The organism is Leptospira selangorensis (assembly GCF_004769405.1).
Classification (GTDB): Bacteria; Spirochaetota; Leptospiria; order Leptospirales; family Leptospiraceae; genus Leptospira_B; species Leptospira_B selangorensis.
In genome coordinates, this window is record NZ_RQES01000005.1 from 111,519 (window position 1) to 125,965 (window position 14,447).

15 protein-coding genes are annotated in these 14,447 nt (G+C 38.6%); 4 read left to right on the top strand and 11 right to left on the bottom strand.

The genetic code is table 11. The features are described from left to right. Window positions 1-26 precede the first annotated feature (26 nt). From EHO58_RS02080 to EHO58_RS02095, 4 genes are read right to left on the bottom strand one after another with little or no spacing between them, the layout of a single operon-like run. Window positions 27-884, bottom strand: a complete 858-nt coding sequence (locus EHO58_RS02080) for a substrate-binding periplasmic protein (protein WP_425269420.1) — start codon at window positions 882-884, stop codon at window positions 27-29. 47 nt (window positions 885-931) lie between these two features. After that, window positions 932-2,212, bottom strand: coding sequence for an OmpA family protein (locus tag EHO58_RS02085; RefSeq protein WP_135678314.1), 1,281 nt, complete (start codon window positions 2,210-2,212; stop codon window positions 932-934). Window positions 2,213-2,265: 53 nt separating this feature from the next. Further along, the gene (gene serS / locus EHO58_RS02090) at window positions 2,266-3,519 is read right to left on the bottom strand and encodes a serine--tRNA ligase (RefSeq protein WP_135678316.1); all 1,254 of its coding nucleotides are present in this window, start codon (window positions 3,517-3,519) and stop codon (window positions 2,266-2,268) included. Continuing rightward, window positions 3,512-4,318 (bottom strand): TatD family hydrolase, encoded by an 807-nt coding sequence (locus EHO58_RS02095; RefSeq protein ID WP_135678320.1) that lies wholly within the window; start codon window positions 4,316-4,318, stop codon window positions 3,512-3,514. Before EHO58_RS02095 ends, serS begins: the two co-directional genes overlap by 8 nt. A 119-nt stretch (window positions 4,319-4,437) precedes the next feature. Here EHO58_RS02095 and EHO58_RS02100 point away from each other — a divergent pair, with 119 nt between their 5' ends. Genes EHO58_RS02100 through EHO58_RS02110 form a run of 3 tightly spaced genes read left to right on the top strand, consistent with a single transcriptional unit; the run spans window position 4,438 to window position 6,271 of the window. Then, window positions 4,438-5,421: a M23 family metallopeptidase gene (locus EHO58_RS02100; RefSeq protein ID WP_135678322.1), complete on the top strand. Its 984-nt coding sequence runs from the start codon at window positions 4,438-4,440 to the stop codon at window positions 5,419-5,421. Continuing rightward, on the top strand, window positions 5,421-5,768 hold the full coding sequence (locus EHO58_RS02105; RefSeq protein WP_008589609.1) for a bactofilin family protein: 348 nt from the start codon (window positions 5,421-5,423) through the stop codon (window positions 5,766-5,768). The genes EHO58_RS02100 and EHO58_RS02105 overlap by 1 nt, the downstream gene beginning before the upstream one ends. After that, on the top strand, window positions 5,765-6,271 hold the full coding sequence (locus tag EHO58_RS02110) for a YaaR family protein (RefSeq protein WP_135627946.1): 507 nt from the start codon (window positions 5,765-5,767) through the stop codon (window positions 6,269-6,271). Before EHO58_RS02105 ends, EHO58_RS02110 begins: the two co-directional genes overlap by 4 nt. Window positions 6,272-6,273: 2 nt before the next feature. Here the strand turns inward: EHO58_RS02110 and EHO58_RS02115 are convergent, their stop codons facing one another. The 5 genes from EHO58_RS02115 to EHO58_RS02135 are packed head-to-tail and all read right to left on the bottom strand — an operon-like array spanning window position 6,274 to window position 10,598. After that, the gene (locus EHO58_RS02115; protein ID WP_135678325.1) at window positions 6,274-6,693 is read right to left on the bottom strand and encodes an acyl-CoA thioesterase; all 420 of its coding nucleotides are present in this window, start codon (window positions 6,691-6,693) and stop codon (window positions 6,274-6,276) included. A gap of 34 nt (window positions 6,694-6,727) precedes the next feature. Further along, window positions 6,728-7,609, bottom strand: a complete 882-nt coding sequence (locus EHO58_RS02120) for a ParB/RepB/Spo0J family partition protein (protein WP_135627944.1) — start codon at window positions 7,607-7,609, stop codon at window positions 6,728-6,730. Next, window positions 7,609-8,370, bottom strand: a complete 762-nt coding sequence (locus EHO58_RS02125) for a ParA family protein (protein WP_086447618.1) — start codon at window positions 8,368-8,370, stop codon at window positions 7,609-7,611. The genes EHO58_RS02120 and EHO58_RS02125 overlap by 1 nt, the downstream gene beginning before the upstream one ends. Further along, complete coding sequence (locus EHO58_RS02130) at window positions 8,345-9,136, bottom strand: RsmG family class I SAM-dependent methyltransferase (protein ID WP_135627943.1); 792 nt, start codon at window positions 9,134-9,136, stop codon at window positions 8,345-8,347. Before EHO58_RS02130 ends, EHO58_RS02125 begins: the two co-directional genes overlap by 26 nt. Window position 9,137: 1 nt before the next feature. Continuing rightward, window positions 9,138-10,598, bottom strand: a complete 1,461-nt coding sequence (locus tag EHO58_RS02135; RefSeq protein WP_135627942.1) for a M20/M25/M40 family metallo-hydrolase — start codon at window positions 10,596-10,598, stop codon at window positions 9,138-9,140. A 311-nt stretch (window positions 10,599-10,909) separates the two neighbouring features. Between EHO58_RS02135 and EHO58_RS02140 the strand changes: the two genes are divergently transcribed. Continuing rightward, window positions 10,910-11,653 (top strand): hypothetical protein, encoded by a 744-nt coding sequence (locus EHO58_RS02140; protein ID WP_135678328.1) that lies wholly within the window; start codon window positions 10,910-10,912, stop codon window positions 11,651-11,653. 78 nt (window positions 11,654-11,731) lie between these two features. Here the strand turns inward: EHO58_RS02140 and EHO58_RS02145 are convergent, their stop codons facing one another. Together EHO58_RS02145 and mnmG are read right to left on the bottom strand one after the other, a co-directional pair. Next, complete coding sequence (locus EHO58_RS02145) at window positions 11,732-12,346, bottom strand: class I SAM-dependent methyltransferase (protein WP_135678331.1); 615 nt, start codon at window positions 12,344-12,346, stop codon at window positions 11,732-11,734. Window positions 12,347-12,537: 191 nt separating this feature from the next. Continuing rightward, entirely contained in the window at window positions 12,538-14,424 is a 1,887-nt protein-coding gene (mnmG, locus tag EHO58_RS02150) for a tRNA uridine-5-carboxymethylaminomethyl(34) synthesis enzyme MnmG (RefSeq protein WP_135678333.1), read from the bottom strand. Window positions 14,425-14,447 lie beyond the last annotated feature (23 nt).

A 14,447-nucleotide genomic window follows, 5' to 3' on the forward strand; every position in this document is an offset into this window, starting at 1 on the left:
TTTTGAAACGAAGAGTCCAACACGAATTATTTTACCCAACCGCTTCCTAGAAAATATTTCGAACGAAGACCTTCTATCACTGCTGTTCTTTTTAATTCTTTGATAAAGAAATTAAAATTATCAGCAAAGACTAGATCGTTTAAAGGTAAGGCAGCGCTAATATATTCGTCCATAACAGGATTTATAAGTGCCACATAGTTTGCCTTTAAACTAGGTTGTTTTTGTAGTAAAGATAGAATGTATAAACTATCCGCAACATAACAAATTACATTCCCTTTTGTTAATGCATCTATCGCGATGGAATCCGAAAGATAACTGTAAATTTGGTTTTTACCGAACCTTCTTAAAAGATAATTATGATTTGTAGTATTGGATCTAACAGAGAAGGAAAGAGCATTTAAAACAGCCAAATCCTCTAAAGATTTAAAAGTTCTAGTAGTTACAATACTTCCTTCCGGTTCAGGAGGAAGAGAACGTTTATTAACAAGTCCGGCAGGAGTTGTAAGAAGATACGGATCCGAAAAAGTAACAGTTTTTCCTCGGCTCAGATCCGTGGACATTCCAGCCATTGCGATATCGATTGTGCCTGCTGCAATTTCATCCGAAAATTGGCGGAAAGTTTTGAGAGGTTTTACTTTAAGCGCGACTCCCAGATAATCCGCATACAGTTTCGCAAGTTCCATATCAAAACCTGGATAACCATCTTTCGGATCTTGTACATAAAATGGTTCGTAAACTCGATTGACCCCAACCACCAATTCCTTTTTAGAAAGGATTGAGTCCAATCTGGAAGGCATAACTTTGGTTTGAGAATATAAGTCTAGTGAGATGAAAAGGGCAAAAACCGAAAGGAATGCCGACTGAAACTGCTTCCGCATTTTCATGATACCTAGGTTATCGGCATCTTCCGGTTGTTAAAGGAGTTTTTAGTCTATTCTAAAATTTGAAATTCGGTCCTTCGATTTTTGCGGTCCGTTTCCGGGTTTTTCTCTGGATAAATAGGCTCCTTACTTCCCTTTCCGTCCGTGGAAAATCTACCCTTAGAAATTCCTTTTTTGACCAAGTAATCCTTCACAGCTCCGGCCCGACTTCGGCTTAATTCCAAATTATCGTTCAGATCCCCATGCAAATCCGTATGTCCTGTGATTTTTAATTTTATAGAAGGATTTTCATTTAAGAAGACGACCAATCTATCCAAAATTTCAAAGGACTCTTCTTCGATCTCGAAAGAACCGGTCCTAAAATGAATAGATTCCAAGGAGATTTTTTTGTTCTTCTTTAATTCTTCCCATTCGTTTACAGAAAATTCGTAGATATCGTAATTCCCGCCTTCTTTCTCTAACCTACAAAAGTAGGCATTCTTACCATCAGGAGTTTCGGTGTAGAACGCCTCGTCACCAGATGAATTAATAACTGGTCCTAGATTTACTGCAGGGGAGAAGGTCCCGTCTTCCTTAATCTCTACTTTATAAATATCTAATCCACCGTAACCGCCGGGGCGGTTCGAAGAAAAATATAAATATTTACTATCTCTACTCAAAGTAGCCGCTATCTCAGCATGTTCCGTATTCACAGGGCTTTCCATACGGATTGCTTTTCTCCAAGAGCCATCCTTATATTCGGAAATATAAATGTCTGACTCAGCAACTTTCCCGAAAGGATAACGAGTGAAGAATAAATAACTTCCTGCCAAAAATGGATTTTCTTCGATAGCTGGGGAATTCACTTCTAAAGGAAGTCTAGTCGCTTTGTCCCAACTTCCATCCTTTAATGTGGCGAAATATAGATCTCTCGAAACTCCGATCTTTCCACTGCTCAATTTGAATTCTATACTTCCGTCTCGGTTAGAGGAGAAGATGATTGCCTTCTCATTTTCTATAATGAATGGACTTTGATCGTCGAATTGTGAATTCAATTCGGAAACTTCTACACCGCCACTCCAACCATCTTTGGTTTTTACAGATTTAAAAAGATCCGAATAGTTGGAGTTCTTACGTTTGGAATAATAATATAAAGTATTTCCGTCTTCAGAAAGGCTGATCCCGAATTCGTTTAAAGAAGTATTAATCTCTCCTTTTAAAGGAGCAACTTTACCTTTAACTGCAGAATCTTCTGCGCCGGATACAGAAAATCCTGCAAATATGAAATAACAAAGTAATACAGAAACGATTTTGAATGAATGAGAAAACTGAGTATGGATTTTAGAAGCCATACTCTAACTATCTGTCTTTTAGTGAAAAACCTGATACTTTTTCGAAGAAAAAATCAGAGATATTTTTTCAAAGCTTCAGGAAACTCTACCGTTCCATCTTCTTTTTGATACGTTTCTATAACGGCCGCCAAAGTTCTGCCTATGGCCAAACCGGAACCGTTTAGAGTATGAACCAATTGGTTTTTGCCGTCTTTAGACTTGTAGCGGATCTTACCACGTCTTGCTTGAAAATCTTTAAAGTTTGAAACGGAAGAAATTTCCATCCAACGATTTAAACCTGGCATCCAAACTTCCAAATCATACGTCTTGGAAGAAGCAGCTGAAATATCCCCGCTGCATAATAACATCACTCTGTATCGAATGCCCAATTTTTTTAGGATATTCTCCGCGTGAGAAAGCATCTTCTTATGCTCTTCTTCAGAATCTTCGGGACGAGCAAATTTCACAAGTTCTACTTTTTGGAATTGGTGAACTCGAACCAGACCCCTAGTATCTTTTCCATAAGAACCTGCTTCCCTTCTGAAGCAAGAGGTATGAGCAGTAATAGAAATAGGTAGAGAAGCTTCCGGAATGATCTCGTCCCTGTATAAATTCGTTAAAGGAACTTCTGCAGTAGGGATTAGATTGAGCTCATCTCTCTCTAATCTATAGTATTCATCCTTAAATTTAGGATATTGTCCTGTCGTAGTCATACATTCATCGTTTACCATTACTGGTACCCAAACTTCCGTATAACCGTGCTCAGTGGTATGAGTTTCCAACATTAAGTTCGCAAGTGCCCTTTCTAATTTAGCTCCTAGGCCGAAATAAGTGTAAGCTCTTGCACCGGCGAGTTTCGTTCCCTTCTCAAAATTAAACCAACCTAAGACCTCTCCCAATTCGAAATGAGGTTTAGGAGTAAATTTATAGTCTCGAACTTCTCCTACTTCGTACAAAACTTTATTATCGTGTTCGTTTTTACCTACAGGAACGTCTTTATCTAGGATATTAGGAAGACCTAAATTGATTTCTAGAAGTTTAGATTCGAAAGATTCAAGATCATCTTCTATCTTTTTGATCTTATCTCCGATCTCTTTTACTGCGGCAGAAGCAGCAGCAATATCTCCGCCAGCTTGTTTTACTTTTCCGATCTCTTTACTTGCTTTATTTCTTTCTTCACGGAATACATCCGCTTCTTTTTGAAGGGTTTTTCGCTTGTGAATAATATCAGCAAGCTGGTCCAGAACAGCGAGATCTTTAAATCCCCTTAATTCTAGATTGGATTTTAATTCTTCAGTGTTATCGGTGATATATTTCAGATCAATCATGATGATACGCCTTTCTTTGCGTCAATTTTATGGAGTTATTATACAAAGTTTTTTCTACTTCTGAGTTGGATTCTTTTCTAAGTGAGAACATCTTTTCTAAAACGAATTTAGTATAAGAAGGTTCGTTTCTTTTTCCACGAAAAGGTGGAGGAGCAAGGAACGGTGCATCCGTTTCTATAAGCATACTTTCTAAAGGAAGTTTTTCAGCGGCCTCTTGGATATCTCTTGCATTCTTGAAAGCAACGATTCCGGAAAAAGAAATATAATATCCTAGATCCACTAACTTCTTCGCTGTTGGATAATCATAAGTAAAACAATGGATCACTCCAAATGCTTTGTCTCTATGTTCTTTTAGAATAGAAACAGTATCTTCTGCCGCATCTCTGGAATGGATCACTACCGGAAGAGAATACTGCCCGGAAGCTTCTAAGAAAGAATGTAACACATCCGCCTGATAAGCCTTAGTCGAAGCATCGTGATAATAATCCAATCCGATCTCTCCGATCGCAGATAACTTTTTATCCGTCACGTTTTCTTTGACTAATGTCAAAATTTCTTCTTTTTTAGGGAATTCATGAGTTTCAGTTGGATGGCAACCGATCGAATAAAATATTTCTATCTCTTCATCTGAAAATTTTTCAGATAAACCTTTCGCTCTAATTGAACTCTCAAGGTCGATACCGATCTGGACGATCTTTTTTATACCTGATTCTTTTGCTTTTTTTAAAGATTCTGCAATATCCTGCCCTTGCTCTTGTATTATATCTAAGTGGCAGTGAGTGTCGATAATTGAGTACATGTGAAAACGGCTTTTAAAAGGCAGTTTTCGCGATTTGTATTGACTGAAAAGAGAATTTTTTAGAATCCTTACAGCATAACGACGGAACGGGGAAACTCGTTGGTTTGGGACATAATAGCTTGAATCTTAAATCCTATCTTGCATTACTTTATTATAGGCTCAGATATAAATACCAAGATCTGAAGCTTAAGCTTGATATCAAAATAGCAAATTGGAATAAGAAGGGTAAAGAACGTCTCACCGTCATGGTGATTCCTCACTCCGAACAAAAGACGATCAACTTTCATATCTCTTATAGAGCGATCACTATCTTCATAGGGACAATTTTGGTCCTTCTTCTTATCAGTTCTATTAACGTTCTCAGTCATTCAGGATCTATTCACCAGCTTACAGAGTTGAACTTATCCAACCAAGACTTCATTCGTCAGTCCGCAAAAATGAAAGAAGAGATCAACGGTCTTCACGAACACGTTGAGTACTATCATAATCATGTGGGTGCTCTTTACGGAAGATTGACCGGTGATAATTCCAAAGTCGCAAAGGGAATTGGCGGAGCTGAAAAACTTTCTCTGGGTTCCGATAAAAACTTAGCACCGGGTGCAGAAGTTTTCCGACTGAAAGAAGATGTTCATAATCTCAAAGTAGCGAACGAACTTACCCAAGAAATCATTAGTATATTAAAAAAACGTAAAAGTCTGATCCGTCAAACCCCGTCCATTTGGCCGGTAAAAGGATATGTTCTTTATCCTTATGGAGAATATCTAAATCCTGTTACTGCTCGAAGAGACTTTAACAACGGATTAGATATTGGAGCTTTCGCAGGATCCGAAGTAGTTGCAACTGCTCCAGGAACTGTTTACGAGATTGGATACACTCGTAACACCGGATACTTTGTAAAAGTAGCTCACAAGTTCGGTTGGAAAACGATTTACTCTAATCTGGATCGTGTAAAAGTGAAAGCGAACCAGCAAATTTCCAAAAACGAAGTATTAGGCTTCGTTGGAAAATCGGAAAACAGTCCTCAGTACAGTCTTCATTATGAAATTCATGTGGGTACCAGAGCGATCGATCCTTTTGCATTCTTGAACCAGATCCAAGACTGATGGCCCATACAGAAGAGCAATTAGCAGTAAATAGCATCATCGGCGAAGGCGCCGAATTCAGCGGAGACTTCAAACTTTCCGGACTTCTACGTATTGACGGTATTTTTAGGGGAACCATAAAAACCGACGGAAAAGTCCTAATCGGAAAGACCGGAATCGTCGATACGGATATTAAAGCTCGTATTGTCGTCGCCGGCGGTGAAATTAATGGGAATATATTCGCGTCGGAACGAGTGACTCTACTCGCAAGCTGCCGTATGAAAGGTGATATCATCACTCCGAAGGTAGTTATGGAAGAGGGAGTACAATTCGAGGGAAATTGTAAGATTAACCCGACCACGCATTGAAGATCCAATCTCAACAAAAAGACCCTCGCACAGAATCACGTAAAAAAAGAGACTTCGGTCTTTCTCTAAATGCATCTATATACCAACCTGTTCCCAGTTCAGTATCCGATTCCCAGATACCTGATTCTAAAAGTGAATTTTTTGATTTAGTAGAACATCTACTTCCCTATAACCAAGAAAGAACAAGAGATCTAAATTCGTTACTGAGAGATCTTCCCGATGCTGAGAGGAATTTTTTAAAATCTCCTACTTACGCAAATCTAGAAGTTTATAAAAGGATCGTTCAAGGTATCTTGAAAGAAGTTCTAGATAGAAATACAAGTTTAGAAACTTTGCGCACTAGAGCAAGAGGTGGATCGGAGAAGGTCTATCAAGTCGTTCAGATTGTAGATGACAAGATCCAAACTCTAGCGGACTTTATCGTTCATCCTGAAAATTCAACTTTTGATCTAATGAAAAGAATGGAAGATATACGTGGTCTGTTGGTAGACCTAATGAATTAAGATCAAACCTTAGATCCTAAATTCTTGAACACTTCCGGAAGTTTTGCAGGCTTTCTAGATTCTAAAGACAAAAACGCCCAAGTTAACTCGCCATTACAAACTAAAGTATCATCTGATACTTTTCTAACCTGAATATTCCAAAGAATACTAGCAGGTTTAATCTCCCCAGCTTTTACATAAATTTTCAGTTCTTCGTCAAACCTGGCTGGCGATTTGTATTCGATTAGAGAGCGAGTGACTACAAAGTCCAGGCCACTCTTCTCTAATTCACCCTTATAATCGTACTTTAGAAATCTCATGTACTCATTCAAAGCCGTATCGAAATAAGTAAGATAATGAGCGTTGAATACTACCGCTTGTGCATCGATCTCGGAATAGCGTACTCTTAGAGTATAATAGAATTCCGAATCGTTTGTGCTCATGGATTATTTTTGATAACTAATATTATTCAAGGAACTATAAGCCTAAAGCATCTAAAACTTTCTGTAATGCATCCAAACTAGGATAATTAATACTAAGTTTTCCTTTTCCGGAAGAAGAGTTATGAGCTATATCCACTTTCATAGAATACTTTTTGCGAAACTTGTTTTCAAGTTCTACAATATCTACTTCTTTACGTTTGGATTTTTTCTTTTCTCTAACCGGGGCTTCCTCAGTAAGATTCGCAACGATGTCTTCTACCTGACGAACGGTCAGACCTTTTTCGGCAATTTGATAAGCAAGTTGTTCCGATTTTTTACGATCTGCAATAGATAGAAGAGGTCTTGCATGACCTTCTGATATTCTACCGTTCTTTACCAGATCCATAACTGAATCAGGCAATTGTAAAAGACGGATCAAGTTGGAAACGGTTGCTCTGTTCTTACCGACACGAGATGCAATATCGGTAATCTTTAATCCGGATTTTTCAGAAAGAGTTTTGTAAGCTAAAGCTTCTTCGATCGGATTTAGATTTTCTCTTTGGATATTTTCGATAAGAGCCATTTCCAATGTTTGTTGTACATTTGCTTTTTTGACTACTACCGGGATTTTTATAAATCCTGCAATTTTACATGCACGGTATCTTCTTTCTCCAGAGATAATCTCATATCCGGAACCTGTATCCTTGACTACGATCGGTTGGATAACTCCATGAGCCTTGATAGTCTCTGCAAGTTCGCGCAAAGATTCTTCATTAAAAGTTCTTCTTGGTTGATCAGGATTCGGACGGATCTCGGAAAGTTTTACTTCTTTGAGTGAACCTTCTCCACCTGCTTCCTTGAAAGATTTTTCCTCCGAAACGGGAATTAAATTCCCGAGTCCCCTTCCTAATGCTTTCGGTTTTGCGCTAGCACTCATTAATTTTTACCGGCTACTTCTAGTGCTAGACTTCTGTAACTTTGGGCACCGATCCCATCCGGATCATAAGAAAGGATGGACTTACCGAAAGATGGAGCTTCCGAAAGTTTGATGTTTCTCGGGATTACAGTAGTATATACTTTTTCTTTAAAATAAGACTTAACATCTTCTGCCACTTGTTGAGCAAGATTGGTTCTCTTATCGAACATAGTAAGCAACACACCTTCAAGTTCTAGAGAAGGATTCAATTTTTCCTGAACCAAAGAAATGATCTTCATAAGCTGAGTTAACCCTTCCAAAGCGAAGTATTCAGTTTGAAGAGTGATCATTACACTATCCGCTGCAGACAATGCGTTAATAGTAAGTACACCTAGAGAAGGAGGACAATCGATCAGTATATAATCATATTCTGTTCTTAAATGTCCGATAGCATCTTTGAGGCGATATTCACGATTCTCTTCTCCCAATAAGTCAGCTTCTGCACCTGACAAATTGATATTAGAAGGAATGATATGAAGATTTTCGATATCAGTTCTTTTGATACATTCTGCTGCGGAAGATTCTCCGATCAAAAGTTCATAAGAAGTATTTTGGAGAGTATTGATCTCGAATCCTAAACCGGATCCCGAGTTGCCTTGTGGATCAAAATCTACGATTAAAACTTTTTTGCCAATCGCAGCTAGATTTGCTGCAAGATTGATGGAGGTTGTAGTCTTGCCTACTCCGCCTTTTTGATTACTGATGGATACGATCTTTCCCATAGAATTCTTTGCTCTCCTTCTCGAGGAGCTTCCAAGCTCTAGGAATACCTTGCCTTGCCGATCCGACCTTTTTCAAGACTTTAATATGTCGCATGCCTAAAAATTCAAGTTCGGGTAAAAATACGGTTTTAATAACTTCGAAACCACTATCAGTTAAGATCTTCTTTTCAATCTTTGCATCAAACTCGTCTTTCCCAATAAACGGGACATAATATCCTTCTTTTATAATACATCTACTTAGGACTTCTGCACTCCAAGGATAGGGCACAAATCCCCTAGAAACACCCAAATTCCAGTCAGTTTTCCAGTCCTCCGCCCTTGCAAAAAGGAATTCCACACCTGAGATTTTGTTTTCTTTCACAAACGTTTCTGTATGAGAAAGTTTTCTTCTTTGTGAATCTAATAGAACTAGCTTAGGCCTTTCCTTTTCTACTAAACAACGAAAGAAGAAGCCTGGTATACCCGGACCTGTCCCTGCATCTCCCACCTTCATCTTGTTAAACGATCCAAGTGTATTACAGAGCTTATAAATATGAAAGATTGATTCGAGAACATGGCGATCTAAGATCTCGTTTGTATCTCTTTTGGAAAAGAATCCACCTGCTTGGTTCTTTTCTTTTAGGAAGGCTAAAAATAAAGAGACAAGTTCCCAATCAAATAAGGGAAGAATCTGCTCTGCGTCTTTTGGGAATCTATATTTTACCGCGGCTTGGATTCCATCCGGATCATGATTGAATTCCGGATGGCTTGTCTCTGTTTCTGTCATTCTACTTTGCGACTTGGTGATTGTATTCTATGATGGACTTGAATAAAATTTCAATTCCCATCTTAAGCTGAGGAACACTCATGCTCTCATTCTTACCATGAATACCATCTATCTCTTCCGAGGAAAGTAATGCGGGAATAAGTCCGTAACATTTTAATCCGATCTGTCTGAGATAAGAACTGTCAGTTGTTCCTGGTGATAAGAATGGAGTGGCGATTGATCCCGGTTCGACTGCAGTCACAGTACCAGCAAGAACTCTAAATAATAATCCGTCCATTGGAGAAATACTTCCTGACTCTAAGTGACGAGCGCTCACTTCTACTCCGTACTTCTCTCCTAGTGCTTTCACTTCTTCGAAGATCTTTTTCTCATCTTGTCCTGGAAGAATACGAATGTCTAATGAACCAGTTGTCTCTGAAGTGATCACATTCATCCCGATCGGATGACTATCTATACCAGTTAAACTCACAGTGTTTCTAGTCATTGCTCTTAGGTGTCTGTTAGAATTGATCACACCTTTTAAGATAATAAAAAGTACTGGGTTCCTAGATCTTTTTAACACAAACGAGTCAGGAAAATTACTGATTCCTCCAAGTGAATAAAAGAATGCAGCAGTCTCATCCTTGATCATCGTTTTGTTTCCGATGTTCTGCACCTCTTGTAAAAAATCTACCATGGACTTTGCTGCATAAGATACGGGAGGAGTACTTCCATGTCCTGGAATAGATTTTGCTTTTAAGTCCAACCACACTGCGCCTTTTTCTGCGAGTTGTATATTGAATACTTTAGAACCTTTGATTGCTATGTCTTTAGATCCGGTTCCACCTTCGTTCCAAACATATTCGTATCCATTGAATATTTCTTTATGTTTATCTACTAAGAATCTAGCTCCGTGTTCTGAACGGCTTTCTTCATCAGCGATAGCAAGGAACATTAAGTTTCTTTCGAGTGGGATTTTCTTCTCATGAATAAGTAAGAATGCATATAATTGCATGATGCCAAGACCCTTAACATCCACTGCACCTCTTCCATGAATTCTATCTCCTATCCTTGCTCCTGAGAATGGAGGAACGTCCCAGTCTTTTGCATCCGCTTCTACAACATCGATATGACTTGTGAGTATTAAACCTTCTTTAGTTGTATCTTTACCTTTTAACTCGGCAAGAAGAGATGCTCTGTCCGGCTTACCAGGATATTCAATGATGCGAGAAGGAATTCCTTTCTTATCTAAGACAGATTTTAGAAAGAGTGCTCCTTCTTTCTCTCTACCTCTTATTGTTGCGATCCTGATATAAGTTTGTAGATCTTTTGCAGCCTCTTCACTTAGAGCAGAGTAATCTAAGTCTGGAACAGTTGCTTCCGGTTGGATGGGTTTGATCCCTTTTTCAGTAAATGCGATCGTATAAATTAGGAAGATCGCAATAAGAGCAAGGACCGTGATTCCGATTTTCTTGAGGGACATATTTCCTCTCCACTAGTCTTTCTTTATTGGCTTCTAATGTTTTCGGTGTAGAAGCCCGTAAAAAATTATTACGTCGTTGCCCCTCTGCAAGGAGTTTTCCTTTTATTCCATGAATGGAATGTTATAATTTTATGTAGGACTTCCTACCGAAATAAAATGAGATTCCAAGAGTCTTACAGATACTACAAAAAGAAAAGGCCCCAATATCTGATCTTGATCCGGTATCATTACGGAAGAAACCCATTCAAATTTCCTAAAAAGACTCTTAACATTTTACGCAAATAGTCGATGTCTAGGGGGAGGTAATCTCCATGTTAAAAAGAGTATTCTTCTCTTTCGTTTTCATCTTCTGCATCGGCCCGATCTATTCTTTTACTCCTGGAAAATGGTCCCATACTGATAGGATCATTTTAGGTTTTGAAAAGGGCGGACCTAGCCAAGAGCTAGTAAGAGATTCCAAAGGTAATATAATCTATACTGCAAAGTATGAATATGATGCTTCCGGAAAATTAGTGAAAGAAAACTATATCGGACAAGATGGGAAGCCTGATGGTTTCACAAAGTTTGTATACAAAGATGGAAAAATCCTAAAAGAAGAACTCTATAATAAAGACGGATTGAATCTTGAATCCAAAAACTTCGGATACAATAAATCAGGAGTCCTTTCTTCTATTGAGCTAGTTGATAAAGACGGAAAGAATATACTTACATGTACTATCATCTCTTGGGGTGAAAACGGTTTAATAAAAGAAGCTCAAACCGAATGGGCTGATGCAAAACTCACAGAAAGATTTGCTATAGTTAAGGACCCGAACAAGCCGGGACTATTTCAACAGAACATTTACAACGAAGATAAACAACAAGCTGCATCTACTGTCCTAACTTTTGATTCAAATGGAAAACTTTTAAGCCGTATGAATGTTCAAGGAACGATTGAAAGAATGAACCGACTGATCTGGGACAAAGAAAATCGTTTACAGCAGTTCACTTTCTTGATCAAGCAAGGAGATAAATGGGCTGTGGAAAAAACTCACGAGCTTGTTTACGGAAAATAACCCTCAGCGTTTCACGTGAAACGGAGAAAAGGGAGGGCAACTGCTCTCCCTTTTTTATATCTTCCGGAAGAAGTAATCCTACATTTTTTGAAAGACCAACTTAGTCCAAGTAACATCTTCTTTATTCTTCATTAAACTTGGTTGGTTCTCTATCATTAACAAATTCTTAAGACCAAACTTAGAAGCCTGATCAATACTGATCTTTCCATCTGTTGGAAACACATGAGTCCCAGCACCGGCCGGTCCATTTCGAAGGGAAACTGCAAAGATACCTTTTGATTTCAGAAGTTCGGAAACTCTTTCTATAGAAAGTAACTGTTCTTCTTCATTCAAGTGATGCCAGACTCCGGATGCTAGAATGAAATCAAATTGGTTATGATATTCTGAAAGTTTGGTAAGACTTGGTAATGAATCATCTATCCATATGATTTGATCAGAAGAATATAGATGAGCACTTGCTTGTCTGAACTCTTGAAGTGGTTCTACTGCTACAACTGAGTGTCCCATCTTAGAGAAAATAGAAGCGTCTCTTCCGATACCCGCACCAAGGTCTAAAACTGTCCCCTTCTCTTTCGGAATATAAGACAGGAAGTCTTTATGAAGATCGAAAAAATCAATCTCCGATGTAGCTTTGATGAACTCTTCAATATAGTTTGAGTAACCTTGCGTGCCTTTAACTTTGTTCGAATTCATGAGAATTGATAAAAAGTTAGAAGAGAACATATAGAGCTACAGCGTTTTTTAGGAAAAACGTTTCACGTGAAACGTTGGAATTCCAACATGCGCTTTCAGATGAACATACCAAATATAACAATCCGTAAAAGAGAATAAAAAACCCCGAGGTAACCCGGGGTTTCTGTTTCATCGGTAGTCTTTAAAGAAGTTTAAACCGGACTAGGTTTTCTTCCTTTAATATAGAAAAGAAGCATATCAATATCGCTTGGATCTACACCAGAGATCTGAGCTGCCTTTTCTAAATTTAAAGGACGATGTTTCGTAAGTTTCTGGATGGCTTCTTTTTTAATACCAGGCACTAAAGAGTAATCGATTGTTTCAGGTATCGGAGTAGTAAGATATCTATTTTTCCAATCGATAGTATCTTGTTCTCTTTTGATATAACCTTCGTATTTGATTTCCATCTCGATGACCTTTCTATCTTGAGCGCTTAGTTCTTCCGACTCAGGCAAAAGGAATTTTATATCTTCGAGAGCTATCTCAGGTCTTTTCAAAAACGAATCTAGCTTTGCGCCGTACTTTAAACTTTGGATTCCTTTTCTTTCCAATAAAGCTTCAAACTCAGGTAAAGGTTTTAGCGGAGTAGATTGTATCTTCTCCTTAACCTCAGAGATCTTTTTATATCTGCTAGTCATCTCATTGAAGGTTTCTTCAGATACAAGACCCATCTTATATCCGTACTTCATAAGTCTTTGATCCGCATTGTCCTGTCTTAAAAGAAGCCTATGTTCCGCACGAGAAGTAAACATTCTATATGGATCTTCTACACCTTTATGAACTAGATCATCTACAAGAACTCCGATATAAGATTCTCCTCTAGAGAACAACATCGGCTCCTCCCCTCTTAATGAAGAAAGTACACTGTAAGCAGCAACCAAACCTTGAGCCGCAGCTTCTTCATAACCTGTAGTGCCGTTGATCTGTCCCGCATGATAAAGACCTTTGATCTTTTTTGTTTCTAAGGTTGGTCTTAATTCAGTAGGATCAACATAATCATACTCAATCGCATATCCAGGTCTTAAGATCTCAGCTTCTTCTAGACCTGCAATCGAGCGCACAAGTTTCCATTGCACTTCTTCCGGAAGACTAGTGGATACTCCATTCAAATAGATCTCTTGTGTATCGTAACCTTCCGGTTCCAAAAAGATTTGATGCCTTTCTCTATCTGCAAAACGAACAATCTTATCTTCAATCGAAGGACAATATCTAGGCCCAGTCGATTTGATCTGACCAGAATACATAGGGGAAAGATGAATGTTCTCATTGATCAGTGCATGAGTTTTTTCATTCGTGTAAGTGATATAACAAGGAATCTGTTTCCGAGTGATCTTAGTTGTAGAAAAAGAAAAAGGAGAAGGATCCGAATCACCTTCTTGCACACTCATCACGGAAAGATTCACTGAATTTTTATGAATTCTCGGTGGAGTTCCAGTCTTCAATCTTCCTAATTTTAAATTATACTTAGCGAGTGAATGAGAAAGACCTTTAACTGTAGGTTCTCCGAATCTTCCGTTTTCTTTTTGATAAGTTCCTATATGAACGATGGAAGATAAGAATGTTCCGGTAGTTAAGATCACATGATTGGTGAAAATTTCAAAACCTCTTCCTGTCCGAACTCCAACAATACGATCTTCTTCGATCAAAAGATCTTCTACCGTATCTTGTCTGATGGATAAGTTTTGTATGGATTCAAGTGTGTGCTTTACTTTAAGTTGGTATTCTTTTTTCTCCGCTTGAGCACGCGGCGCCCAAACGCTAGGACCTTTAGATGTATTCAACATTTTGAATTGAATACCTGTAGCATCGATGACCTTTCCCATTAAGCCACCAAGTGCATCTACTTCTCGAACCATATGTCCTTTTGCGATCCCACCGATGGCTGGGTTGCAGGACATTTGTCCGATCGTATCTAAGTTCATTGTGATGAGTAAAGTTCTAGCACCACCAAGAGATGAGACATAGGCAGCCTCGGAGCCCGCGTGGCCCGCACCGACCACAACACAATCAAATCGATTGGGAAAAAAAGAAGAATTCATTAAGACCTAGCACTCCTGCATAA